The organism is Mesorhizobium sp. M6A.T.Cr.TU.014.01.1.1 (assembly GCF_004022765.1).
GTDB lineage: Bacteria > Pseudomonadota > Alphaproteobacteria > Rhizobiales > Rhizobiaceae > Mesorhizobium > Mesorhizobium mediterraneum.
Window position 1 is genome coordinate 1 of record NZ_RZPG01000003.1, and the last position, 22,224, is coordinate 22,224.

Below are 22,224 nucleotides of genomic sequence, written 5' to 3' on the forward strand. Positions count from 1 at the left end.
AACAGCTTCACCGCCGCCGAAGCCGAAATGCCGAACCGTTTGGCGGCAGACCGGCGGCTTTCACCACTCAAAACCGCCGCCACCACCCGCTCGCGAAGATCATTGGAAAGGGGTCGAGTCATCAGATTCTGGCCTCCACTCCAGCCAGCATCTTGAATCACAAAACCCACAAATCTGGAATCCCCTTCGATTCCATCAAGCCGTGAACCGCTCTAGGTCCAATGCCCCAGCGCCGCTGTGATCGAAATCGCCGCCATCGCCAGCACCGCCAGTTTCCAGAAATCGCTGCGCCGCTTCAGCCCCGGCCAGCCGAGCGGCTTGATCAGCTGGATGACCATCATGGCGACGATGACGAGCGCGAGGAGTTTCGACATGCCGCCTTTGACCAGCATCACAAGCGGCTGTCAAAGCGCTCCTTTCGCTCGCTCGCGATAGAGTTGCTATGCCAGCGGCTTGAGGCCGGCCTCGATCGCAGCCCGGTTCGGTTCGAGGAACGGCGGCAAGGCCAGCCTTTCGCCCAGCGTTTCCAGCGGCTCGTCGGCGGTGAACCCGGGGCCGTCGGTGGCAATCTCGAAGAATATGCCGTTCGGCTCGCGGAAATAGAGCGAGCGGAAGTAGTATCGTTCGACCTCACCGCTTGACGGCAGACGGAACTCGGCCAGCCGCGCCGTCCATTGATGCAAGGTCTCCTGGTCGGGCGCCCTGAACGCGACGTGGTGGACCGCCCCGGCGCCTTGACGTGCCGGCGCAAGACCCGGCTGCACCGCGACATGAAGCTCCGCCGCCGGCCCGCCTGCTCCCATTTCGAAGACATGAACCAGACCCTCGCCATCTGGCGACGCATAATCACGCGCCTTGCGCATGTTCATCACCCGGGTCAGCACGGCCTCGGTGTTGGTGATGTCGGGAACGCTGATGACGATAGGCCCGAGCCCGCGTATCTGGTGCTCGACTGGGACTGGGCTTTGAGACCAGGGATGGCTGTCGCCCTTGCCGCCATCGCTGACGAGGCGCAGGCGCTGGCCCTCTGGATCTTCGAAATCCAGCGACGGATAGCCGCCGATGTCGCCGATCTCTCCCGTCGCGACGGCCTCGCCGGCCAGGCGATCCTTCCACCAGGCAAGACTTTCGGGGCTGGCGACCCTCAGGCTCGTCCGCACGATGCTGTTGGTGCCGCGCCGTTCGCGTCCGACCGGCCAGTCGAAGAAGGTGATGTCAGTGCCAGGCGTCGCCTCTGCATCGGCATAGAAGAGGTGATAGGCTGACGTGTCGTCCTGATTGACCGTCTTCTTGACCAGCCGCAGCCCCAAAGTGCCGGTGTAGAAACGAAGGTTTCCCGGCGCATTGGCCGTGATTGCGGTCAGATGGTGAATTCCTGTCAGTTGCAGGCTCATGGTCATCTCCCTGATCTCCGAGGAATTTTCTCCCTCAATATCAGAACGCCGGCCCTATCGCTGCTGCGAATTCCAACCGTCCGTCGTTGAAAGCTAAACGACTCAACCCCGGCAGAGCGACAAAAAAGCCTGCTTCTCTCGTGCAGGCGGGATCGGAACCGGCAAAACCTGGCACGCTCGCCAAAGACCGCTCAGCCTCCTGACAGACTGCTGTCAGGAGGGGTGTGCGATAGTGTCTCCATCGAAAGAGAGGAGACCAGCCATGAACGGTTTTACCATTCTGCACAGCGTGCAGCGCTATGTCGGCAAGATCCGGACGATGCGCAACGAGATCCGCACCCGGCGTTTCATGAATGGCTTGCCGCAGAGCATCCGCAAGGACATCGGTTGGCCGGATAATTACGAAGGCCGCCACGGTCGCGGGTGATTTTTCGCGGCAGCGGCTGGATGCGGACGCCAAGGCGCCCAGATATAGATCCGGCGGGCCGAAGGACGGAGCAGGAAATGTCCGAACAGAAAACCATCGGCGTCGTTTTCATCGATCGCTTCGCCGACTGGGAATACGGCCTGCTGGCGGCTTCGGCGGTCGAATGGTTCGGCGCACGCGCGGTGTCGCTGACGCCGAACGGCAAGCCGGTGACCTCGGCCAGCGGATTTATGCTGACGCCCGATCGCTCCACCGAGGTTGATGAAAACACCGATCTCGACGCCGTCGCGGTCATCGGCTCCGACCTATGGGTCGATGCACCGCCTGATATCTCCGGACTGCTGACGGCAATTGCGGCACGCGGCGGCGGGATCGGCGGCATCTGCGCCGGCACATTGGCGTTGGCGCGTGCCGGCCTGTTCGACAAGGCCAAACACACCAGCAATGGTCGTGACTGGATCAATGAAAAGGAACCGGCTTACCCCGGCGCCCAGAACTATCAGGACGTGCCCTATGCCGTCGCCGACGGCCGCATCGTGTCCGCGCCGGGTTCGGCTCCCGGCACCTTCGCTCTTGCCTATTTGAAGACGCTCTATCCCCAGAGAACAAGCGACCTCGCGCAGATGCGCACGCTGTTCGCCAGGGAGTATGCCGAAGGGGAACATGCTGAAGTCTCCTGACAGTATGGTGTCAGGAGCGGCGTGCAATAGTGCGACAGTATCAGGAGACTGACATGGCCTTCATCCCTGCAAAAGCCTCGGCATGGTTCGAGATCCCCGTCACCGACATGGATCGGGCGCGCGCCTTTTATGGATCGGTGCTTCAGAACGATCTCGCTCTGGAGGAGAGCGGCCCGAACCCACTGGCCATGTTCGCCACGCAGGACCGAATGGCATCCGGTCACGTCTACCCCGGAAAACCCGCGGCACCGGGAACCGGCCCGACCATCCATCTGTCGGTTGCCGCACCGATCGAAGATGCCATGGAACGGGTGAGGCAGAACGGCGGCCAGGTCGTCTCGCCGGCGATCTCCATTCCGGCCGGCACATTCGCCTATTGCCTCGACCCGGACGGCAACAGCTTTGGGCTCTTCGTCTAGGTGCCGCATGGCAAAAAGCTGGAACGACAGGCTGAACGCACCGGGCATCAACGGTATCAAGCCGACGCCGCGCACTGTTGGCGACGTCGTCGAGGGCCAGCCGATGCTGGTGCCGACGGCACGGCAGGTCGATGATTTCATCCGCTCCATCCCCAAGGGCGTGGACATGGACGTCCGTGCATTGCGCACCGCGCTCGCCATCGAGCACGGTGCCGAAGTGACATGTCCGGTCACTATCGGCTATCATCTGCGCACTGTCGCCGAGGCCGCCAACGAGGATTTGGAACGCGGCATGCCGCTGAGCGACATCGCGCCGTTCTGGCGGGTGCTGGATGCAAAGACGCCGACAACAGGGAAATTGTCCTTCGGCGCGGCATTCGTCGCCGCGCAGCGCAAGCGCGAAGGGCTCGAACCATAATGCATGTCGCCCAAAAGTGGGAACCGGTTTTGGGACCACGACATGCATAGAAACAACACCGAGGGACCATACGATGCGCCGCGCCGACAGGCTCTTCCAGATCGTGCAGCATCTGCGCGGTGGCCGTTTGGTCACCGCCCAGAAGCTGGGCACGTGGCTCGAGGTTTCCGAGCGGACCATCTACCGCGACATCGCCGACCTGCAATCGACTGGTGTGCCGATCGACGGCGAGGCCGGCGTCGGCTACATGATGAGGGAGGGTTTCGACCTTCCGCCGCTGATGTTCACGCGTGATGAGATCGTCGCGCTGGTCGCCGGCGCCCGCATGGTGCGCGCGTTTGGCGGCGCTGCCATGGCGCGGGCCGCCGACGAGGCGCTGGTCAAGATCGGCGCCGTGCTGCCCGACGCCGAGAAGGACCGCATCGCCCGCACCGAGATCCACACGCCGATGTGGGTGGTGAGCGACGCCGCCCGCGAGGCAATCGACCTGATCGAGCGCGCGGTGGAAAAACGCCAGGTGCTGACCATCGACTATTCCGACGAGGCCGGCCGCAGCACCGCGCGCGACATCAGGCCGCTAGGCCTATGGTTCTGGGGCAAGGTGTGGACGCTGGTCGCATGGTGCGAGATGCGCGACGATTTCCGCGCTTTCCGTATCGATCGCATCGCTTCGGTGGTCATAGCCGGCCGCGTCTTCAAGCCGGAGCGCGGCAAGCAGCTCGCAGATTTCTATCGTGCGGTTGAGCGCAGCGAGGATTACGGCATGGCACCGGACCGAGCCGCGCGAACTTAGGCGCGGCGCCTTTCCTTCTCCCCTTGTGGGAGAAGGTGGATTGGCGCGCAGCGCCAAGACGGATGAGGGGTGTTGGAAGAAACTCCAACGCCGCGATCCGTCCAGCACCCCTCATCCGACCGAGCTTCGCTCGGCCACCTTCTCCCACAAAGGGGAGAAGGAAAGGGCGCCGTTCCTCAAGCCTCGTCGTCGGTATCCTCGTCCTTCGACTTCAGCGCCGAAAGCTTGGCGAAGACGGCGTTGGCGTCGAGTTCTGCATCCTCGTCCTTTGGCTTCTCCGGCGCCGGCACCAGCCGCTCGGTCAATGCCGCCGGCAGCAGCGTGTCGCCGGCTGGCTGTGCCTGCTCGCGGCCACGCGAGGCGCGGTTGACTTCCATGTCGAGGTCGATCTGCGAGGCGAGACCCAGCGTCACCGGATCCATCGGCTGCAGATTGGCCGAGTTCCAGTGCTTCCTGTCACGAATTTGGTCGATCGTCGACTTGGTGGTACCGACGAGGCGCGCGATCTGCGCGTCCTTCAACTCGGGATGGTTGCGCACCAGCCAGAGGATGGCGTTGGGCCGGTCCTGGCGCTTCGACAGTGGCGTGTAGCGCGGACCCTTGCGCTTGGATTCCGGCACCCGCACCTTGGGGTCGGACAGCTTCAGCCGATGGTTCGCATCCTTCTCGGCGCGTGCGATCTCGTCGCGGGTCAGCTGGCCAGTCATGATCGGGTCCATGCCCTTGATGCCTTGCGCCGATTCGCCATCGGCGATCGCCTTGACCTCGAGCGGATGCAGCGAGCAGAACTGCGCGATCTGCTCGAAGGACAGCGCGGTATTGTCGACCAGCCAGACGGCGGTCGCCTTGGGCATCAGCAGCGTATTGGCCATTGCAAAATATCCTTCTCGTTCGCCCGCGTTCCCGCGCGGGCGGTGGTTTTAGAGCCACCAAAATGGGAAATTCGCGGTCTGTATAACCGCTCTCTCGCCATTTCGCAACGTTTTTGGCGCGTGGCGGCGAGGACGGCGGGAGATATCGAACCTGTCAAGGCAGCCCTTCAGCTTCGGCGCCGTGCATCGGCGTTTCGGCTCCGCAGGTTATGGCTTGGCCGAGCGCCAGAAGAGTAGTCCTGCTCAGGTTCAGCCCGCCATCGGCGAGGTGGGATTGAGGGCAGCATCGCCTGATTCAGCGGCGATGCAACTTGCGCGAGAGCTTCCGTGTGCTAGGCTTCATCAGCCAAATGTGCGCAGCAACGGAAGGCCATCATCATGGCTGACGTGACCATCCATTCAGTTTCCACCGTTGTTGGTCAGATCTACGAGGCCGCCTATGATCAGGAGCGCTGGCCTGATGTGGTCGTGGGGCTGCGCGATCTGTTCAAGGCATCGCGAAGCTGTATCGCGCGGCTCGATCAGCAGGCGTTCAGCGCGGTCGGGACTGTCGATGACCCGGGGCTGTGTTCTCCCGAGGCGGCAGCGGCACACATGCGTGACCCCATCAGCACGGTCGCGGCAGCGCTGCCGGTGGGCAAAATCTATGATCGGACGCGGATAGCTGGAGACGTGGCGGCGTTCCGTCGCCGCGAACTCTGGCAAGACTGGATGAGGCCGCGCGACATGCATCACGGGCTCGCCTCCAATCTTCTGGCTTCCAACGGCTCCTATTGGTTTTTCGATATCCATCGCGGCTCGAAGCAGGGCGCATTCGGTGCCGACGACATCGATCTGCTGCAGAAGATCGTGCCGCATATGCTGCGCGCTGGGGAGATCGGCCGGCAGTTGGAGAACACGTCGGCGCTGGCATCGGCCTTCTCGCATCTGCCCTTCGGCGTGTTTCTGGTGGACGGCTTTCAGCGTGTCGCCCAAATGAACGAGGCCGCCGAGGCAATGCTGGCACGGCCCGACAGCCCTCTGGCACTGAATGGCGGCACGATCGTCGCCTCCAATCTCAGGGATGCGCAGCAGCTTCAGCGGCTGGTCGCGAATGCCTGCTCGCTCCATGGCGGCGCCATGCTCGGGACCGGAGGAACGCTGCTGGTGCCATCGGACCGCGAGCGATTTGACCTGACACGGTTGGTGCTGACGGTTGCCCCATTCGTCGACGCCCGCGCCTATGGCCTGGCGTCGGAGCGTTGCGCGGTGATCATGGTCACGGAGGTCGCCCGGCGCATTCCCGACAGTTTCGAGACCCATATCCGCTACCTGTTCGATCTGACGGCGGCTGAGGCGAAGCTTGCAACAGCCTTGGCATCGGGGCGGTCGCTGAAGGAAACCGCGGCGAATTCGAACATAACCGTGAAGACCTGCCGCACTTATCTGGAACGGATCTTCTCCAAAACCCGCACCCATCAGCAGAGCGAGTTGGTTGCATTGCTCAAGAACACGGAGCCGCTCAGCGGGCGCGGCCCGTAACCCACCAACAAAACGTCCTCATGTCGGCATTTGCCGACTGTTAGAGGGGAAGTGTTTCATCCACATTTCGCTTCGGTAGCGGCGATCTGCCCTTGGGAGAGCTGACGCCGCCGATGTGGGCTGATCGATGTTGGAAACCGGGCACGCTGTCGCGGCGGGGTTGTTTCCGTTCGCCATTTCCTATGCGCTATTGGCAATGCTGCCGGGCGCCAACTTCGCTGTCGTCGCGCAGGCCGGGCTAACCGCTTCGCGCGCCACGGCGCTTTCGGCTGCCGCCGGTATTGCCCTTGGCGCGAGTTCGCTGGCGGCGATCGTCGCAACGGGAGCCAGCGCGCTGCCGCCGGGGGGCATCGCACACCAGATGGCCGCCAGCCTTTACGGCGCAATGCTGGTCTTCATCGGCTGGAATTCGATGCGGCGGGCGCTGTCGATCAAGGCTGGCGCCAACGCGCCGAAGCCGGTTCCAATCGTTCGATACTTCCGGCTGGGATTTATCACGGCAGCGGCAAATCCTGCCACCGCGCTGTTTTTCGCATCCTCGACGCTGAATTTAAATGCTCGCGGGGCAACTCACCTGTCCGTGGTCGCATTGGTGTTTGCCATTGCGATCGCCTGGTTTGGTCTTCTCGGCCTTTCCATCTCCCAACCGGCCACACGGCGATTTTACAGTCGTTTCCGAAAGCATGCGGACATCGTGCTGGGAGGGGCCCTGGTGGCGCTCGGCTTTGCCGCACTTGGTTATTGAGAAAGATACGCGCAGCCGCCGCTGTTACACAGAGTTCAAACGACAAAACCCGCCAGACAGGGTCCAGCGGGCTCGGAACCGGCGACGGGAAAACCCGTCTGTTGCGGCTCTGGCTTCTAAAGCATGATCTCGGACCGAAACGCCGCTGCACAAAAAGGCGGCTTGATGCTTTCGGGCGAGATTACACTCGAGATCAAAGCGCCTTGCGGGCGATCCTCTCAATGTCGGCACGGTTGATGCCGAGGTCGTTGAGCTGACGGGCGTTCAAGCGGTTCAGTTCGCGCACGGTTTCATTGTACATGCGCCAGTTACGGAAAGCACGGATCGGGTTCATGGTAGTCCTCCATCGTTTCGATGCCGCTCAAATAGGCATCGTTGATGAAAAGTTGAACAGACGCTTTTGCATGGCCGCAATGCGTTTGTTGCATTGCACAATTAAGCTTTTGTTCAGCTTGTTTACCGCCCGTCAGCCGACGTCGAGCACGATCTTGCCGATATGCTCGCCCTCCTCCATCCGCTCATGCGCCCGCCACGCTTCCTTGAGTGGGAAGATCATATCCATCACCGGTGCCACCTTGCGGGTGCCGAGCAGCGGCCACACCTGCGCCTCCAGCGCCGCGGCGATTGCCGCCTTGAACTCGACGGTGCGCGGCCGCAGCGTCGAGCCGGTGTGGGTGAGCCGCTTGACCATCATCTTCGAGAAATCGGCGCTGGCTGTCGCCCCGGTCTGCGTGGCGATCTGGACGATGCGTCCTTCCACCGCCGCGGCCTCGTAGTTTCGCGCCACATAGTCGCCGCCGACCATGTCGAGGATGACGTTGGCGCCGCGGCCGTCGGTCGCGTCCTTAACCGCTGCGACGAAATCCTCCTCGCGGTAGTTGATCGCCCGGTCGGCGCCGAGCTTCAGACAGGCGTCGCACTTTTCCTGGTTGCCGGCAGTGGTGATGACATAGGCGCCGAAGGCCGAGGCGAGCTGGATCGCCGTGGTGCCGATCCCCGACGAGCCGCCATGCACGAGCAGTGTCTCGCCGCTCTTAAGGCCGCCGCGCTCGAAGACATTATGCCAGACAGTGAAGTAGTTTTCCGGCACTGCCGCCGCTTCGGTGTGGGTGAAGCCTGCGGGCAGCGGCAGCACGCTGCCGGCATGGACCTTGACATATTCGGCATAGGCGCCGCCGGGCGTCAGCGCGCAGACCCGATCGCCGACGCGCCAGCGCGATATCTCATCGCCAAGGGCTGCAACTTCGCCCGACGCTTCGAGACCCGGCAGGTCCGACGCACCGGGCGGCGGTGGGTAGACGCCCTTGCGTTGCTGCACATCCGGCCGGTTGATGCCGGCGGCGCGCACCCGGATCAGGATTTCGCCGGGACCCGGCACCGGCACGTCGCGCGTTTCGGGTTTCAGCACCCGTGGTCCGCCGGGTTCCGAGATCGCAATGGCGATCATCGTCGCTGGAATTCTGTTCTGTCCATTCGCCATGAATTTTCCCGTCTCGCTTCGCCAGTTTCTTGCCAGCGGCCAGTTTCTTGCCGACTATTTGCATCCATGCCCCTGCCCTATGTATGCTGATTGCCAAATCAGGCAAATGGCCACTGCAGCGCCGGGCGTCCGATTGGACGCGCTATGGATGCTGTAGCAGTCTAATTTTTGCGCATCAGGGAGGAGCGACGATGGCGATCTTCGACGACGAACCCAAAAAGAAAGCGCGCCCGCACGAGATCGGTCAGGATCTGTCGCTGCTTTCGGTCGACGAACTGTCCGAGCGGATCGGCATCCTGCGCGACGAGATCGCCCGGTTGGAAGCCGAGCTCAAGTCCAAGGGCACCACCAAATCAGCGGCCGAGGCGCTGTTCCGCCGCGGATAGTCTCCAGAGCCGAAGCGCCCGCCGCCGAAAAGCCCGAATGCGACTGTCTTCAGATCCTCCCTAATTCCAGCCGGATCAGCTAAATGTTTGCAAGCTACCGACCGATCCTCTCGCTGCTTCGCGGCACCGCTTTCCTGCTGGCGGCGACCGGATTGCACGGGCTGCTATTGCCGCTGCGCGGCCAGTTGGAGGGTTTCTCGACCGCATCGCTCGGCCTGATGGGCACGGCCTGGGCCGGCGGCTTCGTCACCGGCTGCTTCTTTGCGCCGCGCATCGTGCGTCGCGCCGGTCACGTACGCGCTTTCGGCGCCTTTGCGGCATCGGGAGCCATCGTCGCACTGCTCACCGGCCTGATCATCGACGAATATTTTTGGATCCTGCTGCGCGCCTTCACCGGTTTCACCATGGCCGGCGCCTTCATGGTCATCGAAAGCTGGCTGAACGAGAAGTCTACCAACGAGAACCGCGGCGCCGTCTTTGGCCTCTACATGATGGTCACCTATGCCTCGATCATGGGCGGCCAGATGATCGTTGCTGGCGGCGACGTGAAGTCGGCCTCGCTGTTCATGATCACCGGCATTCTGTTCTGCCTGTCGCTCATCCCGACCGCGGTGTCGACGGCGTCACACCCCAAGCCGCTGCAGGACGTCTCGCTCGACGTCAATGGGCTCTATGCCAATTCGCCGGTGTCGGCGATCGCCTGCGTCTTGATCGGCATCGCCAACGGCGCCTGGGGCACGCTCGGCGCCGTCTATGGCGCCCGCATCGGCATTTCCACGGCCGAGATTGCGCTGATGATGAGCCTGGTGGTCGTCGCCGGCGCAGCCATGCAACTTCCGGCCGGGCGTCTTTCCGACAAGACCGACCGCCGCTTTGTGCTTGCGGGCTTGGCCTTCGGCGCGGCACTGTTCGCCGTCGCGGTCTTCCTGTTCGAGCCGCGCTCCGGCGTCTTCGTCATCGTCTGCACTGCCGCCTACGGCGCCTTTGCCTACACGCTGTATTCGATCGCCGTGGCCCATGCCAACGATCACGCCCGGGCCGAGGATTTCGTCAAAGTGTCGGGCGGGCTGCTGCTGCTCTATGGTTTCGGCACAATGATCGGGCCGCTGCTGGCCGCCGGCCTGATGGGCTGGATGCGGCCGGAAGCCCTGTTCCTTGCGACTGCCTTCGCGCATCTTTGCCTGGCGGGCTATACGCTGCTGCGCATCAGCCGGCGCGCGCCGGTGCCGATCGAAGACCGCGACGCCTTCAAGACACAACCGGCCGAGCGCTCGATCACGCCGGAGGCACTGCGGCTCGATCCGCGCAGAAAGCCTGAAACCAACGGTTGAGATTTGGAAAACTTTGCCTCACAAATAAGGCATGATGTTTTCTGACGCCTTTATGGCGATTGCCGATCCCAACCGGCGCTATCTCTTGGAAGAGCTCCGGCGCGGCCCGAAGACCGTCAACGAACTTGCCGCCGGGTTGCCGGTCTCGCGCCCGGCTGTTTCGCAGCATCTGAAGGTGCTGCTCGACGCCGGGCTGGTCAATGCCAAGCCGGAAGGGACAAGGCGTGTCTACACGGTCAGCAGTGCCGGCTTCCTGAAGCTCAACATCTGGCTCGACCAGTTCTGGGACGCAGAGCAGCTGGGTTGACCCGGAGATGCGCCGTCACGTCTTGGCCAGCGAAGCGCCAGGGGCGTCGTTGGGCGGGATCGTGCAGCATCGGGCCTAACCGTTGTTATAGGGGAAGAGCTTAAAATAGGGCTGCGCTTCCTCGATCACGCGGGCGACAGACGGCCGCCGCAGCAGCCGGTCGTGGTAGCGCCTCACCGCGGGATATCTGTCGCCGAACGGCTCGACCTTGTTGGCATAGAACAATGCCGGGGCGGCGGCGCAGTCGGCCAGGGTGAAGGCTTCGCCCATGCCCCATGTCCGCGACTGCATGTCCTGCTCGATGATGGCGTAGGCGCTGCGCAGCTGGGCGCGCGCCTCCTCGACGCCGAACGGATCGGTCATGCCTTCCGGCCGCAGGCGGTCGCCGACGATCTTCTGCATCGGGTGCTGCACGTAGAAGTCATAAAATCGGTCGGCGAGGCGGGTCTGGCGGGCGAGATCGATATCGGCAGGGATCAGCTCGACCGGTCCGGGATAATGCGCGTTGAGATATTCGATGACGATCGTCGATTCCGGCACAGTCTGGTCCAGCGCTTCATCGCGCAGCACCGGCATCTTGCCGGCCGGCGACAATTTCAGGAACGCCGCGCGCGACTGTTCATTGCCGAGATCGACGACGACCGACGTGAACAGCGTGCCGTTCTCATAGAGCGCGATCAGCGGCTTCCAGCAGAAGGACGCCAGCGGATGAAGATGCATCGTCAGGGACATTGTTTTGTTCGTTCCTTTGGTGGTTCGCCTCGCGGACGGGCGGTATCGAGGTTCGGCCTGCTACCTACCTGGCATGGGTATGGGTGACGATGGCATCGACGATCACGGCCCAATCGTCGGGATGCAGTTCGTGGCCACCGCCTTCGATACGGACAAGCTTCGCGCCGGCAACTGCTTCGGCAAGAGCGGCGCCATGCTCGATCGGAAAGATCGGATCATCGGTGCCGTGGATCACGAGGAGCGGAACCTTCAATTCGTGCAGGCGGCCCTTCCCGTCCTCGCCGCCCCGATCCTCGCTGCTCTTGAGCATGAAATGATTGGTCGCGCTCAAGAAGCCGCCGGATCGGTCGTAATCCTGTTCGACAAACGCCCTCATCCGCTTCTCGTCGAAGGGATGCGCGGTGCCGGCGATCGCGTGCGCGTCCTTGACGATGAAGTCGACCACCTGGTCACGGTCCGACCAATCGACATCAGCGCCTTCGGCCGAATGTTTCCTATAGACCTCGGTCATCCCAGGCAGATGCGACGTGTCGGTTCCCACGGGAGAAGTGCTGATCGCCGTAAGCGAGATGACCCGCGATGGATGCTTCAGCGCCACAAGCTGCGCGATCATGCCGCCCATCGACATGCCGACCACATGCGCTTTCGCGATGCAGTAACCGTCGAGCACGCGGATAGCGTCGTCCGCCATGTCGTCGAATGTGTAAGGCGGTTCGCCCGGTGCATATTTGGTCGAACGGCCGGTATCGCGATTGTCATAGCGGATCACGAACAGACCCTTGCCGGCCAGTTTCCGGCAAAACGCCTCCGGCCACCAGAGCATCGAAGCCATGGCGCCCATGATCAGCAGTATCGGTGGATGCGCGGGATCGCCAAACGTCTGGGATGCGATTTCGGGTTCCGCGGCCTTCATCATGATCGCCGTCTCCTTTTTGCAAAACCGATTGCATTTTGCAATCAGTTGCACAATAATAAAACCGATATGATAATGCAACCGGTTTCTGTCGGAGAATCGCATGAGCATCGATCGCCGGTCTGGGTGCCCGATCAACCTGTCGCTTGAAGTGTTTGGCGACCGGTGGAGCCTGATCATCCTTCGCGACATGATTTTCGGCGGCAAACGCCATTTTCGCGAGCTGCTCAACGGGTCGCTGGAAGGCATCGCTTCCAACATCCTCGCCGATCGGCTGAAGCGGCTGATGGAGCTCGGCATGCTGACCAGGGCCGACGATCCCACCCACAAGCAGAAGGCGATCTACTCCCTGACCGAAATGGCGATAACGCTGGTGCCGATCCTGGCGCATCTCGGCGCCTGGGGTCGCGTCTGGCTGCCGGTCAGCGAAGAACTCTCGATCCGCGCCGAGCTTCTGGAAAAGGGTGGCCCGCCTATGTGGGAGAAGTTCATGGACGAGCTGCGCCACGAACATCTGGGCACACCTTCCGACACGCCGCCGGACGCCACCGTGCGTGCGACCTTGCAGGCTGGATACAAGGCGGTTGTCGCCCGAAAGGCGTCGGGCACCGGCTGCGATCCCCGCGCCTGACCAACTTATTTTTCCCCATCGCAGGCCGGCTCTGCTATTAAAGGCATTGAAAACTATAATTTACGGGATTGGAAAAGCCCTTGGTTGAGAACTCTAAGGATACTGCCCGCGCGCGGGCTGATTTGCGTTTCAAAAAGCAGGAAGAGGCAGCCACGGTTCGTCAGAAGGCGATGGCGGAATATGTCGCCGAGAGCGACGCCCGCCAGATTAAGACCAACAAACTGCGGGCGCTGCGCCTCGCCAAGGAAGCCGAAGACCTCGCCAATGCGCCGGCTGCTCCGGTGAAGAAGCCGGCGCGCGCCAAGAAAAAATAGAGCTGGTTCGCGACCGGCGCCGTCGTCGGCGCTGCCGGCATTTCCGGCAATGATGAAGCGGCGGCCATCGCCGGTATCGAGGCGGCAGGCTTCACCGCCGCCTCCGGCTAAGGCCGGCCTCAAGTCTAGTTCATGTTTATGTCGCGGGTGGCCGCTCGCATCGACACCGAGAAGCCGGCGAGAACGTCGACCAGCGCGATGACCATCAGCGTGAAGAAAACCGAGTGCGCCGCGCCCTTCACCAGCAGGAACTCGACCAGGAACGCCACGAAGACGAAGGTCGACAGCAGGTGGTCCATGATCGAGGCGCTCGTCGTGCGCGTCGATTTCACGATTTCGACGAAGAAGAGGATTAGCCCGATCAGCACGATCAGATCGCCGAGCGTCAGCGAGAACACCCCGCCCGACATCATGCGGATCGAGACCAGTTCGCTTGCCCAGGGGTCGTCGCCACCGCCGAATATTCCCAGAAGCCCGAGATTATAGAGGACGAAGGGCACGATCAGCAGCGGGATGGCACCGAACATCAGGCGGCTCCGGTTGGACTGCCCTCTGTAGTATGCGCCCGGCGTTCGCCGTCAAGAATTTTCGTATGCGACCGCGAACACGGACAAAGACGGTGCGAAATAACAATGTCAGCCGGCCCGGCTGACATCCTAAACGGTTGCTGGATGGCTGAAATTGGTTCGGTGAGCGATCCTCAGCGCCAAAATGCAAAAGACCGGCGCGATGGCCGGTCCTTCGGTAGTCACAAACCGTCGAAAGCTGTCTCAGCTTTCCTTCGGCTCCAGAACCTGGCGACCGCGATACATGCCGGTCTTCAGGTCGATATGGTGCGGGCGGCGCATCTCGCCGGAATTCTTGTCCTCGACATAGGTCGGGGCCTTCAATGCGTCGGCCGAACGGCGCATGCCGCGCTTCGACGGAGAGGTTTTTCGTTTCGGTACGGCCATGGATATGCTCCACTACATGGTCAAAACGCCCCGGCTGCCCTCGTGAAAGGGCCGCGTCAGGGCCGGAATCTGAGAAAGTCGGGTGCCTATACACGCCCTGCGCCGTTTTGGCCAGCGCCGTCGCGAATTTTTTTAAGCTATCGCAGGCAGCCGATATAGGCGCCGGACCGGCCTGCGCGCCGCTCGATCAGCGCAGCCAGCCGCCTCAGCCCCGGTCCGGGCTTCGCCGGGTTGCGCGCGATCGGGTTCGGCAAGGTGACGGCAAGCAGTGCCGCCTGGCGACGCGACAATCGTTTTGCCGAAACCCCGAAATGGTGCTGGGCGGCGGCCTCGATGCCATAGATGCCCGGCCCCCATTCGGCGATATTGAGATAGATTTCCATGATGCGCCGTTTCGACATCACCATGTCAAAATAGACAGACAGCGGCAGCTCGACGACTTTCCGGACCGAGCCCAGCGGCCGCGACCACAGATAGAGATTCTTCACGGTCTGCATGGTGATGGTCGATGCGCCGCGCGTCATCTCGCCGGCCAGCGCGTCGTCGACGACGCCCCTCAACTCGCCAAGGTCGATGCCGCGATGGAAACAGAACTGCCCGTCCTCCGACATGATGACCGAATTCGCCAGCGCCGGCGCCACATCGTCGATCGAGACCCAGCGCCGGTCATAGCCGGAAAACGTCGCCAGATCCTTCAGCATCAATGTCGACACCGGATGCACGAACGGCGGCAGATACAGAAACGTCAACACCACCGGCATCAGCGCCAGCACGACGGCGACGGTGATGCCGCGCCGGACCCAGAGCCGGGGCCAGCGTTTGAGACCGATGCGGTTGCCGCGTTTCGGCCTCACCATGTCCAACCCTTCGGTTTCGTGATCGACGATCGGTTCCGCCAAGCCGCCCAATCCATGCTGCTCCCTGCCCCGGCATAATGGCGCTTGGCTTCTTGCGCAACGTCTGAGTGTCGGCTACCGGTCCCGGCGATGACGAAAGACGATCAAATTCCGTTCGAGGCAGCGCTTCTCGCGCGCGCAGGTCCGATCGAGGCGCTGCTCAGGCGTCTCCTCGACGGCCGCCCGCTTTCAGGCGAGATCGCGCGGCCGCAACGTCTGATGGCGGCGATGCGTCATGGCGTGCTGAACGGCGGCAAGCGCCTGCGCCCCTTCCTGGTGATGGAAAGCGCCGCGCTGTTTTCCGCCGACAGCGAGGCGGCGCTGCGCGTGGCGGCGGCGCTCGAATGCGTGCATTGCTATTCGCTGATCCATGACGATCTGCCGGCCATGGACGATGACGATTTGCGCCGTGGCCAGCCGACCGTGCACAAGGCCTTCGATGAGGCGACCGCCATCCTCGCCGGCGACGCCTTGCTGGCGCTCGCCTTCGACATCATTGCCGACGAAGCGACGATGCTACCGGCCGAGCGAAGGGCGGCGCTGGTGCTGGCGCTGGCCCGCGCCGCCGGAGCCGGCGGCATGGTCGGCGGCCAGATGCTCGACCTTGAGGCCGAGCGCATCGGGCCGGACGAAGCCGGCATCATCCGGCTTCAGGCGATGAAGACCGGCGCGCTGATGCGCTTCGCCTGCGAGGCGGGCGCAATCATTGCCGGCGCGCCACCGGTCGACCGCGAAAGGCTGGCCGAGTTCGGCTCGGCGATCGGGCTTGCCTTTCAACTTGCCGACGATTTGCTCGACCTGACGGCGGACGCGCACCAGATGGGCAAGGCGACCGGCAAGGATGCAGCAGCCGGCAAGGCGACGCTGGTGGCGCTGCACGGCGCGAACTGGGCGCAGGACCAGCTTCAAGGCCTCGTCGACCAGGCCCACGCGCTGCTCGATCCCTATGGCGAAGCCGCCGTGCTTCTGAAGCAAGCGGCGACATTCGTGGCGACCCGCAACAGCTGACGCTGCTCTAAACTGTATTCCCGACGTCTTGTGGCGCGCTGCGTAGCCAAGGAGGATTGGTGAACTGTTCGGCCAGGAAATCCACGAACACGCGGACACGCGGCGACAGGATCCGGCCAGGCGGATAAACAGCGCAGATTGGCGGTCCGTCGTGATGATTGTATCCGGTAAGCAGTGCGGTCAGCCTGCCTATCCTGATATCCGGTCCGACCAATATCTCCGACATGCGGATGATGCCGACACCGGCGAGCGCCAGCCGACGCAGGGCTTCCGTGCTGTTGGCCTCTATCGGGCTGCGGATACGCATGCTTTGCGGACCGTCCGGGCCATCGAATTCCCAGATGTTAAGGCCGCCGCGTGATGTGATGCCGAGGCAAGTATGATGTTGAAGGTCGCCTGGCGTCATCGGTATGCCGTGTTTTTCGAGATACTGAGCTGACGCGCAAATGACACGGTGATTGGGCGCCAGCCGCCGCATCACCAGCCTGGAATCGCTCTGGGCGGCAACGCGCACGGCGACGTCCGTTTCCTCAGCCAACAGGTCGACAATCGCATCTGTGAACATCAGCTCGAGCTCAATGGCCGGGTAGCGATCGATGAAAGCCGGTAGCATCGGCACGATTAGACGATGGCCGAAGGCGCTCGGAAGACTGACGCGCAGCCGGCCGCGCGGTTCTGCGCCGGGTTGAATCGCGATTTCAGCCTCTTTGATGTCGTTCAGGATCCGGCGAGCGCTATCGGCATAGCTGCTGCCTTCCGCTGTCAAGCTGATGCGCCGCGTCGAGCGTTGCAACAAGCGCACGCCAAGGCGGGACTCAAGGCGACCGATGATTTTGCTGACGGCCGATGGGGTCATCCGCACCCGGCGTGCCGCTGCCGAGAAGTCGCCTTCCTCGACAACTGACAGGAACACACCCATCGTTTCCTGTCGGTCCATGATATCTATTCCAATTCGTCACAGATGAACGGAAATTATCACCAATTATCAGTATTTGCGATACATAATATGATTCCCTCCTCAGCATCGAAATGCTGGTGAGGAGAGTGCGATGCGTTCAGAACAGCCAAACCTGCGCGATGGTCACGAGCTGCATCGGTGGGCACGTCGTCAGCGCAGCGCCGCAATCGGGCGGTGGTGTCTCCGGATTATCCGCGTGCTCAACCGGTCACCGCAAAAGATGGGAAAACGCCCAGAGCGAAGCAACGTCCGGGCTAGCGCAACCGGCCAATCGGGATGATTTCCGGCGAGGCCGGGCCATACGGCTCGCCCTGCCAGTTGCCGAGCCATTCTTCGACGACCAGCCCGCTCTGGTCCATCATCCCCGCAAGGCTTTCCTTTGTCGGGAAGGCTATTTTCGATTCGGCGCTGAGCACCCGCCCGCTGTCGGGGATTTCATAATGGGTCGAGTAGGTGACGACACCGGTAGCGGGATCGCGCCGGAAATCGTTCCACGCTCTTACGGTGCTCAATCCGGGATGACTCAGGTCCCGTTCGGACCTTTCCGGCGTCCACTCGAGCCATTCCTCGGTGGCTGGATTTCGCGTGTCGAAGATGAAGCGCCCATCGGGAGTCAGATGAGCAGCGATCGTGGCAAGCACCGCCTCTCGATCTTTCGGCGTCAGAAACACCTGAAAGGCGTGCCCGGTCAAAAGAACCAGATCGAAGCATCGTCCGAGCCGGACGGTTCGCGCATCGGCCTCGACCCAGTCGACCCTCTGCCCGCCGGCTCGGCGGCGCGCGATGTCGAGCATCGCCGGCGCCGGATCGACACCGGTCACATTACGCCGATCGGCGAGCGCGGCGGCCAATTGCCCGGTGCCGCAGCCGAGGTCGAGAACCGATCCGGCACCCTTGGCAAAGCCGACGCAATAGTCGAAGTCGACGCCGCCTTCGTTCTCGATATCGTAGAACTGGGCGAGGTCGGGATCGCTGTAGAGACGGTCGGTCATGGAAGGCCTGGAGTTGGAGCCGTGGAGCAGCAGAATTCGTGGAGTCAAAGCGCAGCTTCGATGGTTTGTCGGGCAAATCGGTCGGTACCCATCACCGGTTCCGCACCACAATGCATGCACCGCCGACGCTTTGCAGTTTCTGGCAAATGTTGTCGGCCTTGGCTTTGGAGTCGGCGCCGATCCGGACCGCATAGATGCCGCGCCTGCCGATCGGCGAGCGCACCCGGCTGACCACCGGATTTTGGCCCTTAAGCAAGGCCGGAAACCGGCGCTTCACACCATTCCATTGACTGAGCGCCGCGGCGCGGCGGAAATTGCCGGCCACCTGCACGCCCCACGGCTTGATGTTGATCGACGCCATGGCCACGGTTTGGGACTTGATGACCGGCAGCTTGCGGCAGGCGACCGCGAAGCTCGCTTTCTTATCGAGCGGCCGGATGGTGCCGGCATAGGCGGTGTCGGTGAACCTGTCGGCTGGCTCGCCCATGATGTCCAGAACGTAGCTTTCGGTCTCCATCGGCAGGAAACCGCCAGAACTCAGCCAGCGCGACACCCGGCTTTCACCGGCATTGTAGGCGGCGGCGGCCAAGCCGAGATTGCCGAAGCCGGTTTTCATTTCGGCGAGATATTTTGCCGAGGCCGGGATGGCCTGCTCGATATCGAAGGAATTGGCGAGGCCGCGTATCTTGGCTGTACCCGGCATGAACTGGGCAATGCCTTCGGCGCCGACCGGGCTGACCGCACTGGGATCGAAGCGGCTTTCCTTCCAGATCAACCGGGCAAAGAAGTCCTTGGGCAGGCCGTTTTGGTCCGCATGAGCCTCGATCAGGTTGCAAACCCGGTCGAGCAGTCGTTGTTTGGCGGGGCGCGGCGGATCGGCCTGGACGGCTGTCACCCAGCCCAGCCCACAAAGCAAGACAAACCCACCAAGCAAGACCGGCGTCGCCCAAGGGAGCCGCATAGATCTACTCCGCCGCGGCCTTGCCAAGTTGCCCAAACCGCTGCTCGATATAGTCGGCGACCATTTTCTCGAAGTCCGCAGCAATCGACGGGCCGCGCAGCGTCGCCGCCTTCCTGCCGTCGACGAATACCGGCGCCGTCGGCGTCTCGCCGGTACCGGGCAGAGAAATGCCGATATCGGCATGCTTGGATTCACCTGGACCGTTGACGATGCAGCCCATCACCGCGACCTTGAGGTTCTCGACGCCGGGATATTTTTCACGCCACACCGGCATGTTCTTGCGCAGATCCGCCTGGATGTTCTGGGCGAGTTCCTGGAACACGGTAGAGGTCGTGCGGCCGCAGCCGGGGCAGGCGGCGACGATCGGCACGAACTGCCGGAACCCCATGGTCTGCAGGAGTTCTTGCGATACCTGCACCTCCCGGGTGCGGTCGCCATTCGGCTCCGGTGTCAGCGAGATGCGGATCGTGTCGCCAATGCCTTGCTGGAGAAGGATGCCCATCGCTGCGGACGAGGCGACGATGCCTTTTGAACCCATGCCGGCCTCGGTGAGGCCAAGATGCAGCGCGTGGTTGGAGCGGGTGGCAAGCTCGGTATAAACGGCGATCAGGTCCTGCACACCGCTAACCTTGGCCGACAGAATGATTTTCTCGCGGCCAAGACCGATCTCCTCGGCCATTTCGGCCGAAAGGATCGCCGACTGCACGATCGCCTCGCGCGTCACTTCCTGCGCGGTCAGCGGAAAGCCTTGGCGCTGGTTGTCGTCCATCAGCCGGGTCAGAAGCTCCTGGTCGAGCGACCCCCAATTGACGCCGATGCGCACCGGCTTGTCGTGCCGGATCGCCATCTCGACGATATCAGTGAACTGCCGGTCCTTCTTGTCCTTGAAGCCGACATTGCCGGGATTGATGCGGTACTTGGCTAACGCCTCGGCGCAAGCCGGATGGTCGGCGAGCAGCTTGTGGCCGATATAGTGGAAATCGCCGACCAGCGGCACGTTGATGCCGAGCCGTTCGAGCCGCTCGCGGATGGCGGGCACGGCGGCAGCGCTCTCGTCGCGGTCGACGGTGATGCGCACGATCTCGGAGCCGGCACGATGCAGCGCCGCAACTTGAGCGACTGTCTGGTCGACATCGGCGGTGTCGGTGTTGGTCATCGACTGAACGACGACAGGGGCACCCCCGCCGACCATCACGCCGCCGACATCGACACCGACCGACGTGCGGCGCGGGAAGGGAGAGGAAAAATATCCGGTCATGGCCGGCTGCCCTTTGTTAGCGCGTCACCCCGAATCCCGGAATCGGTTTCCGGAAAGGATCACGCGCAAAAATCAAAATACAGTGTCCTTTGCGCGCCCGAAAGGGCGCGCGGCGCTGTAGAAGGTCCGGGCATGAGGTGGAGGAGCAAAGATGGCTTGTCAATGGCGACAGGCAGGCAGACCTACCAAATCGATAACGGGAGAGGAGACAAACAGCCCATCGTATCCGTGCCGCTGGCGGCCGGAACCATCTCCGAGTCGTGTGAAGCAGCGCTCCGGCGGCATGGCCGCCACCGGAAAGATGCTCGTGCGCCGAAACCGGCGCAGCTATTCGAGGAAAAGCGTCAATGCGTGGTCGGTTTCGCTTTCAGTTTTTCAATCTCGTCCTTGAGTGCCAGCTTGCGCCGCTTGAGATTCACGATTTCGAGGTCATCCACTGATGGATGATTCATCGCGTCATCGATTTCGCGTTCGATGTCGCCGTGTTTCCGCTGCAACTCATCAAGATGGGATGCAAGAGACATGATTGGTTCTCCCTTTCATGGTTTCCTCGATTGCAGCCGTCAAGGCGTGTCCACCGCAGGCTCGCTTCTGTGACGGCATAATGACAGTGTGCCACCATCGGGCAGCGATGTCGAATGCTGCGTGGTAGCATTCCACGACAATGTGAAATGTGATATTGGCTGCGCGCCGGTGCAAGAGAGCCCCCGGCCCCGCCCAATCAGGCCCATTTTTGGGCGCCGCAGACGTGCAGACGGTAGATAATGTCCGAACAGGAACAGGCCGATATCCGCCTCGAATATTCTCGGCTGAAGCAAGAGCACGCCGATTTCGACGCGGCCATCAACGCGATGATCGCCATGGGCTGCGACCCGCTGCAGATCCAGCGCATGAAGAAGAAAAAACTATTCCTGAAAGACCGGCTGATGGCGCTGGAAGACCGGATCATCCCCGACATCATCGCGTGAGCGAATTCCCACTTGGCGACTCGGCAAACCTGCTCATCCTGTGATCGAAAGCCTCGCAGCGCGTTCGCGCAGCATGGCGATGAGATCGTCGGTCTTTTCTCCGGAAGTGTCGATGGGAACCACAAGGCATATCGTCGCCTCGACCTTGCCGGGCGCTGAAAAGACCGGCGCGGCAAGGCATTTTGTGTAGGCGTCGACAAGACCCGAGGTCACGCAGTAGCCGACACCGCCAGCCACGGCGATATCTTCTATGAAGTCGTCGAGCAGCAATCTGCGGCCGTCTGGCAGGACGAGATCGTCTTCGGACACCATGTCTTCGATCACGGCCCTTTCGAAACCGGCGAGAAGCAACCGCCCCGAAGCGGTCCAGGGAAGCGGGATCTGCAGACCTGTGGCCGAGCTGATCCGGAACGGCCTGGTGCCCGGACTTGAATGGACGATTGTGTAGCGGCCGCTTTGCAGCATGCACAATTCAGAGGTCTCGCCTGTCTCGCGCGACAGATTGTCGACCTCCTGCCGCCCTCTCCTGAGCAGGTCGTTGCCGCGCACATAGTCCATTCCGTAGAGGTAAAGCTTTTTTCCGAAATAGACGCGATTGCCGTCGCCGGCCATTTCCAGCAGGCCCGCATCGACCAGCGAGCGCACAAGCGTGTAGGTCGTCGAGCGAGGCGCATTCACTGCCTTGGCGAGATCGCCAATCCCGATCGCACGCTGGGTCGTGTGGAGAAACTCCAGGATCTGGAGCACCCGGTTGAGACCCTTCTCGCGAGAGCCCGATGCCCTGTCTTCGTCCAGGCCGGCGTCCGGTCGAACTGCCAAGGCATTGCCATCTTGCATTACCGGCTCCTGATGTTAGTATCTGTCTTG

The 22,224-nt window shown here is 62.4% G+C and carries 30 protein-coding genes and 2 pseudogenes; 15 read left to right on the plus strand and 17 right to left on the minus strand.

The window, feature by feature from the left end:
* The 3 genes and pseudogenes from EN885_RS33830 to EN885_RS04830 all read right to left on the minus strand — a co-directional run.
* Positions 1–122: pseudogene (locus tag EN885_RS33830) on the minus strand (IS630 family transposase); the annotation flags it as partial.
* 90 nt (positions 123–212) lie between these two features.
* Complete coding sequence (locus EN885_RS04825; protein WP_023797063.1) at positions 213–374, minus strand: hypothetical protein; 162 nt, start codon at positions 372–374, stop codon at positions 213–215.
* A gap of 66 nt (positions 375–440) precedes the next feature.
* Positions 441–1,394, minus strand: coding sequence for a ring-cleaving dioxygenase (locus EN885_RS04830; protein WP_128241715.1), 954 nt, complete (start codon positions 1,392–1,394; stop codon positions 441–443).
* Positions 1,395–1,656: 262 nt separating this feature from the next.
* Here EN885_RS04830 and EN885_RS04835 point away from each other — a divergent pair, with 262 nt between their 5' ends.
* The 5 genes from EN885_RS04835 (at position 1,657) to EN885_RS04855 (ending at position 4,131) form a co-directional block, all read left to right on the plus strand.
* Positions 1,657–1,821, plus strand: coding sequence for a hypothetical protein (locus EN885_RS04835; protein WP_126104591.1), 165 nt, complete (start codon positions 1,657–1,659; stop codon positions 1,819–1,821).
* A gap of 77 nt (positions 1,822–1,898) precedes the next feature.
* Positions 1,899–2,501, plus strand: coding sequence for a DJ-1/PfpI family protein (locus EN885_RS04840; RefSeq protein ID WP_128241716.1), 603 nt, complete (start codon positions 1,899–1,901; stop codon positions 2,499–2,501).
* Positions 2,502–2,554: 53 nt separating this feature from the next.
* Complete coding sequence (locus tag EN885_RS04845; RefSeq protein WP_126104589.1) at positions 2,555–2,920, plus strand: VOC family protein; 366 nt, start codon at positions 2,555–2,557, stop codon at positions 2,918–2,920.
* A gap of 7 nt (positions 2,921–2,927) precedes the next feature.
* On the plus strand, positions 2,928–3,338 hold the full coding sequence (locus tag EN885_RS04850; protein ID WP_095487265.1) for a hypothetical protein: 411 nt from the start codon (positions 2,928–2,930) through the stop codon (positions 3,336–3,338).
* Between the two features lie 73 nt (positions 3,339–3,411).
* Entirely contained in the window at positions 3,412–4,131 is a 720-nt protein-coding gene (locus EN885_RS04855; protein WP_095487267.1) for a YafY family protein, read from the plus strand.
* 176 nt (positions 4,132–4,307) lie between these two features.
* Here the strand turns inward: EN885_RS04855 and EN885_RS04860 are convergent, their stop codons facing one another.
* Positions 4,308–5,003, minus strand: a complete 696-nt coding sequence (locus EN885_RS04860) for a DUF1013 domain-containing protein (protein WP_127288421.1) — start codon at positions 5,001–5,003, stop codon at positions 4,308–4,310.
* A 378-nt stretch (positions 5,004–5,381) separates the two neighbouring features.
* Between EN885_RS04860 and EN885_RS04865 the strand changes: the two genes are divergently transcribed.
* Positions 5,382–6,524 (plus strand): helix-turn-helix transcriptional regulator, encoded by a 1,143-nt coding sequence (locus EN885_RS04865; RefSeq protein ID WP_128241717.1) that lies wholly within the window; start codon positions 5,382–5,384, stop codon positions 6,522–6,524.
* 127 nt (positions 6,525–6,651) lie between these two features.
* The gene (locus EN885_RS04870) at positions 6,652–7,269 is read left to right on the plus strand and encodes a LysE family transporter (RefSeq protein ID WP_095487273.1); all 618 of its coding nucleotides are present in this window, start codon (positions 6,652–6,654) and stop codon (positions 7,267–7,269) included.
* A gap of 193 nt (positions 7,270–7,462) precedes the next feature.
* Here EN885_RS04870 and EN885_RS04875 read toward each other — a convergent pair whose 3' ends face one another.
* Positions 7,463–7,603, minus strand: coding sequence for a DUF1127 domain-containing protein (locus EN885_RS04875; RefSeq protein WP_095487275.1), 141 nt, complete (start codon positions 7,601–7,603; stop codon positions 7,463–7,465).
* Between the two features lie 132 nt (positions 7,604–7,735).
* Positions 7,736–8,749, minus strand: coding sequence for an NAD(P)H-quinone oxidoreductase (locus EN885_RS04880; RefSeq protein ID WP_126104588.1), 1,014 nt, complete (start codon positions 8,747–8,749; stop codon positions 7,736–7,738).
* Positions 8,750–8,940: 191 nt separating this feature from the next.
* Between EN885_RS04880 and EN885_RS04885 the strand changes: the two genes are divergently transcribed.
* From EN885_RS04885 to EN885_RS04895, 3 genes are all read left to right on the plus strand, one after another.
* A complete protein-coding gene (locus tag EN885_RS04885) occupies positions 8,941–9,135 on the plus strand; it encodes a DUF1192 domain-containing protein (RefSeq protein WP_126104587.1) in 195 nt (64 codons plus the stop codon).
* Between the two features lie 83 nt (positions 9,136–9,218).
* Entirely contained in the window at positions 9,219–10,466 is a 1,248-nt protein-coding gene (locus EN885_RS04890) for an MFS transporter (protein WP_128241718.1), read from the plus strand.
* A gap of 31 nt (positions 10,467–10,497) precedes the next feature.
* Entirely contained in the window at positions 10,498–10,773 is a 276-nt protein-coding gene (locus EN885_RS04895) for a metalloregulator ArsR/SmtB family transcription factor (protein WP_095487281.1), read from the plus strand.
* 75 nt (positions 10,774–10,848) lie between these two features.
* Here EN885_RS04895 and EN885_RS04900 read toward each other — a convergent pair whose 3' ends face one another.
* Both EN885_RS04900 and EN885_RS04905 read right to left on the minus strand, forming a co-directional pair.
* Positions 10,849–11,505: a glutathione S-transferase family protein gene (locus EN885_RS04900; RefSeq protein ID WP_095487283.1), complete on the minus strand. Its 657-nt coding sequence runs from the start codon at positions 11,503–11,505 to the stop codon at positions 10,849–10,851.
* Between the two features lie 64 nt (positions 11,506–11,569).
* On the minus strand, positions 11,570–12,421 hold the full coding sequence (locus EN885_RS04905) for an alpha/beta hydrolase (protein WP_128241719.1): 852 nt from the start codon (positions 12,419–12,421) through the stop codon (positions 11,570–11,572).
* Between the two features lie 100 nt (positions 12,422–12,521).
* On the opposite strand from EN885_RS04905, the gene EN885_RS04910 reads away from it, so the two are divergent.
* From EN885_RS04910 to EN885_RS34085, 3 genes and pseudogenes are all read left to right on the plus strand, one after another.
* Complete coding sequence (locus tag EN885_RS04910; RefSeq protein WP_128241720.1) at positions 12,522–13,049, plus strand: helix-turn-helix domain-containing protein; 528 nt, start codon at positions 12,522–12,524, stop codon at positions 13,047–13,049.
* 80 nt (positions 13,050–13,129) lie between these two features.
* Positions 13,130–13,363, plus strand: a complete 234-nt coding sequence (locus tag EN885_RS04915; RefSeq protein WP_029348749.1) for a hypothetical protein — start codon at positions 13,130–13,132, stop codon at positions 13,361–13,363.
* A gap of 2 nt (positions 13,364–13,365) precedes the next feature.
* A pseudogene (locus tag EN885_RS34085) lies at positions 13,366–13,474 on the plus strand (heme-binding protein); the annotation flags it as partial.
* 14 nt (positions 13,475–13,488) lie between these two features.
* Here EN885_RS34085 and EN885_RS04925 read toward each other — a convergent pair.
* From EN885_RS04925 to EN885_RS04935, 3 genes are all read right to left on the minus strand, one after another.
* Entirely contained in the window at positions 13,489–13,890 is a 402-nt protein-coding gene (locus EN885_RS04925; RefSeq protein WP_095487289.1) for a hypothetical protein, read from the minus strand.
* A gap of 243 nt (positions 13,891–14,133) precedes the next feature.
* Positions 14,134–14,316, minus strand: coding sequence for a 50S ribosomal protein L32 (rpmF, locus tag EN885_RS04930; protein WP_006203806.1), 183 nt, complete (start codon positions 14,314–14,316; stop codon positions 14,134–14,136).
* Between the two features lie 137 nt (positions 14,317–14,453).
* The gene (locus EN885_RS04935) at positions 14,454–15,224 is read right to left on the minus strand and encodes a transglycosylase domain-containing protein (protein WP_127288413.1); all 771 of its coding nucleotides are present in this window, start codon (positions 15,222–15,224) and stop codon (positions 14,454–14,456) included.
* A gap of 78 nt (positions 15,225–15,302) precedes the next feature.
* On the opposite strand from EN885_RS04935, the gene EN885_RS04940 reads away from it, so the two are divergent.
* Positions 15,303–16,220: a polyprenyl synthetase family protein gene (locus EN885_RS04940; RefSeq protein WP_128241721.1), complete on the plus strand. Its 918-nt coding sequence runs from the start codon at positions 15,303–15,305 to the stop codon at positions 16,218–16,220.
* Positions 16,221–16,227: 7 nt separating this feature from the next.
* Here EN885_RS04940 and EN885_RS04945 read toward each other — a convergent pair whose 3' ends face one another.
* From EN885_RS04945 to EN885_RS04965, 5 genes are all read right to left on the minus strand, one after another.
* Positions 16,228–17,157 carry a LysR family transcriptional regulator gene (locus tag EN885_RS04945; protein ID WP_128241722.1) on the minus strand — a complete coding sequence of 310 codons (930 nt, stop codon included), beginning with the start codon at positions 17,155–17,157 and terminating at the stop codon, positions 16,228–16,230.
* A gap of 275 nt (positions 17,158–17,432) precedes the next feature.
* The gene (locus EN885_RS04950; RefSeq protein ID WP_128241723.1) at positions 17,433–18,170 is read right to left on the minus strand and encodes a class I SAM-dependent methyltransferase; all 738 of its coding nucleotides are present in this window, start codon (positions 18,168–18,170) and stop codon (positions 17,433–17,435) included.
* Between the two features lie 91 nt (positions 18,171–18,261).
* Positions 18,262–19,131, minus strand: a complete 870-nt coding sequence (locus EN885_RS04955; RefSeq protein WP_095487299.1) for a lytic transglycosylase domain-containing protein — start codon at positions 19,129–19,131, stop codon at positions 18,262–18,264.
* Between the two features lie 4 nt (positions 19,132–19,135).
* Positions 19,136–20,389, minus strand: a complete 1,254-nt coding sequence (gene ispG / locus EN885_RS04960) for a flavodoxin-dependent (E)-4-hydroxy-3-methylbut-2-enyl-diphosphate synthase (RefSeq protein WP_095487301.1) — start codon at positions 20,387–20,389, stop codon at positions 19,136–19,138.
* 344 nt (positions 20,390–20,733) lie between these two features.
* Positions 20,734–20,913, minus strand: a complete 180-nt coding sequence (locus EN885_RS04965; protein WP_095487303.1) for a YdcH family protein — start codon at positions 20,911–20,913, stop codon at positions 20,734–20,736.
* Between the two features lie 240 nt (positions 20,914–21,153).
* On the opposite strand from EN885_RS04965, the gene EN885_RS04970 reads away from it, so the two are divergent.
* A complete protein-coding gene (locus EN885_RS04970) occupies positions 21,154–21,357 on the plus strand; it encodes a YdcH family protein (protein WP_023797035.1) in 204 nt (67 codons plus the stop codon).
* A gap of 33 nt (positions 21,358–21,390) precedes the next feature.
* Here EN885_RS04970 and EN885_RS04975 read toward each other — a convergent pair whose 3' ends face one another.
* Positions 21,391–22,194 carry an IclR family transcriptional regulator gene (locus tag EN885_RS04975; RefSeq protein ID WP_095487304.1) on the minus strand — a complete coding sequence of 268 codons (804 nt, stop codon included), beginning with the start codon at positions 22,192–22,194 and terminating at the stop codon, positions 21,391–21,393.
* Positions 22,195–22,224: the final 30 nt, after the last annotated feature.

Coding starts and splice junctions, on each gene's coding strand:
- EN885_RS04905 (WP_128241719.1), bottom strand. CDS start 12,421: ATGATGAAGGCCGCGGAACCCGAAATCGCATCCCAGACGTTTGGCGAT.
- EN885_RS04850 (WP_095487265.1), top strand. CDS start 2,928: ATGGCAAAAAGCTGGAACGACAGGCTGAACGCACCGGGCATCAACGGT.
- EN885_RS04885 (WP_126104587.1), top strand. CDS start 8,941: ATGGCGATCTTCGACGACGAACCCAAAAAGAAAGCGCGCCCGCACGAG.
- rpmF (WP_006203806.1), bottom strand. CDS start 14,316: ATGGCCGTACCGAAACGAAAAACCTCTCCGTCGAAGCGCGGCATGCGC.
- EN885_RS04945 (WP_128241722.1), bottom strand. CDS start 17,157: ATGGACCGACAGGAAACGATGGGTGTGTTCCTGTCAGTTGTCGAGGAA.
- EN885_RS04840 (WP_128241716.1), top strand. CDS start 1,899: ATGTCCGAACAGAAAACCATCGGCGTCGTTTTCATCGATCGCTTCGCC.
- EN885_RS04845 (WP_126104589.1), top strand. CDS start 2,555: ATGGCCTTCATCCCTGCAAAAGCCTCGGCATGGTTCGAGATCCCCGTC.
- EN885_RS04825 (WP_023797063.1), bottom strand. CDS start 374: ATGTCGAAACTCCTCGCGCTCGTCATCGTCGCCATGATGGTCATCCAG.
- EN885_RS04910 (WP_128241720.1), top strand. CDS start 12,522: ATGAGCATCGATCGCCGGTCTGGGTGCCCGATCAACCTGTCGCTTGAA.
- EN885_RS04880 (WP_126104588.1), bottom strand. CDS start 8,749: ATGGCGAATGGACAGAACAGAATTCCAGCGACGATGATCGCCATTGCG.
- EN885_RS04875 (WP_095487275.1), bottom strand. CDS start 7,603: ATGAACCCGATCCGTGCTTTCCGTAACTGGCGCATGTACAATGAAACC.
- EN885_RS04855 (WP_095487267.1), top strand. CDS start 3,412: ATGCGCCGCGCCGACAGGCTCTTCCAGATCGTGCAGCATCTGCGCGGT.
- EN885_RS04835 (WP_126104591.1), top strand. CDS start 1,657: ATGAACGGTTTTACCATTCTGCACAGCGTGCAGCGCTATGTCGGCAAG.
- EN885_RS04955 (WP_095487299.1), bottom strand. CDS start 19,131: ATGCGGCTCCCTTGGGCGACGCCGGTCTTGCTTGGTGGGTTTGTCTTG.
- EN885_RS04975 (WP_095487304.1), bottom strand. CDS start 22,194: ATGCAAGATGGCAATGCCTTGGCAGTTCGACCGGACGCCGGCCTGGAC.
- EN885_RS04830 (WP_128241715.1), bottom strand. CDS start 1,394: ATGAGCCTGCAACTGACAGGAATTCACCATCTGACCGCAATCACGGCC.
- EN885_RS04965 (WP_095487303.1), bottom strand. CDS start 20,913: ATGTCTCTTGCATCCCATCTTGATGAGTTGCAGCGGAAACACGGCGAC.
- EN885_RS04900 (WP_095487283.1), bottom strand. CDS start 11,505: ATGTCCCTGACGATGCATCTTCATCCGCTGGCGTCCTTCTGCTGGAAG.
- EN885_RS04870 (WP_095487273.1), top strand. CDS start 6,652: ATGTTGGAAACCGGGCACGCTGTCGCGGCGGGGTTGTTTCCGTTCGCC.
- EN885_RS04895 (WP_095487281.1), top strand. CDS start 10,498: ATGATGTTTTCTGACGCCTTTATGGCGATTGCCGATCCCAACCGGCGC.
- EN885_RS04940 (WP_128241721.1), top strand. CDS start 15,303: ATGACGAAAGACGATCAAATTCCGTTCGAGGCAGCGCTTCTCGCGCGC.
- EN885_RS04950 (WP_128241723.1), bottom strand. CDS start 18,170: ATGACCGACCGTCTCTACAGCGATCCCGACCTCGCCCAGTTCTACGAT.
- EN885_RS04860 (WP_127288421.1), bottom strand. CDS start 5,003: ATGGCCAATACGCTGCTGATGCCCAAGGCGACCGCCGTCTGGCTGGTC.
- ispG (WP_095487301.1), bottom strand. CDS start 20,389: ATGACCGGATATTTTTCCTCTCCCTTCCCGCGCCGCACGTCGGTCGGT.
- EN885_RS04865 (WP_128241717.1), top strand. CDS start 5,382: ATGGCTGACGTGACCATCCATTCAGTTTCCACCGTTGTTGGTCAGATC.
- EN885_RS04890 (WP_128241718.1), top strand. CDS start 9,219: ATGTTTGCAAGCTACCGACCGATCCTCTCGCTGCTTCGCGGCACCGCT.
- EN885_RS04970 (WP_023797035.1), top strand. CDS start 21,154: ATGTCCGAACAGGAACAGGCCGATATCCGCCTCGAATATTCTCGGCTG.
- EN885_RS04925 (WP_095487289.1), bottom strand. CDS start 13,890: ATGTTCGGTGCCATCCCGCTGCTGATCGTGCCCTTCGTCCTCTATAAT.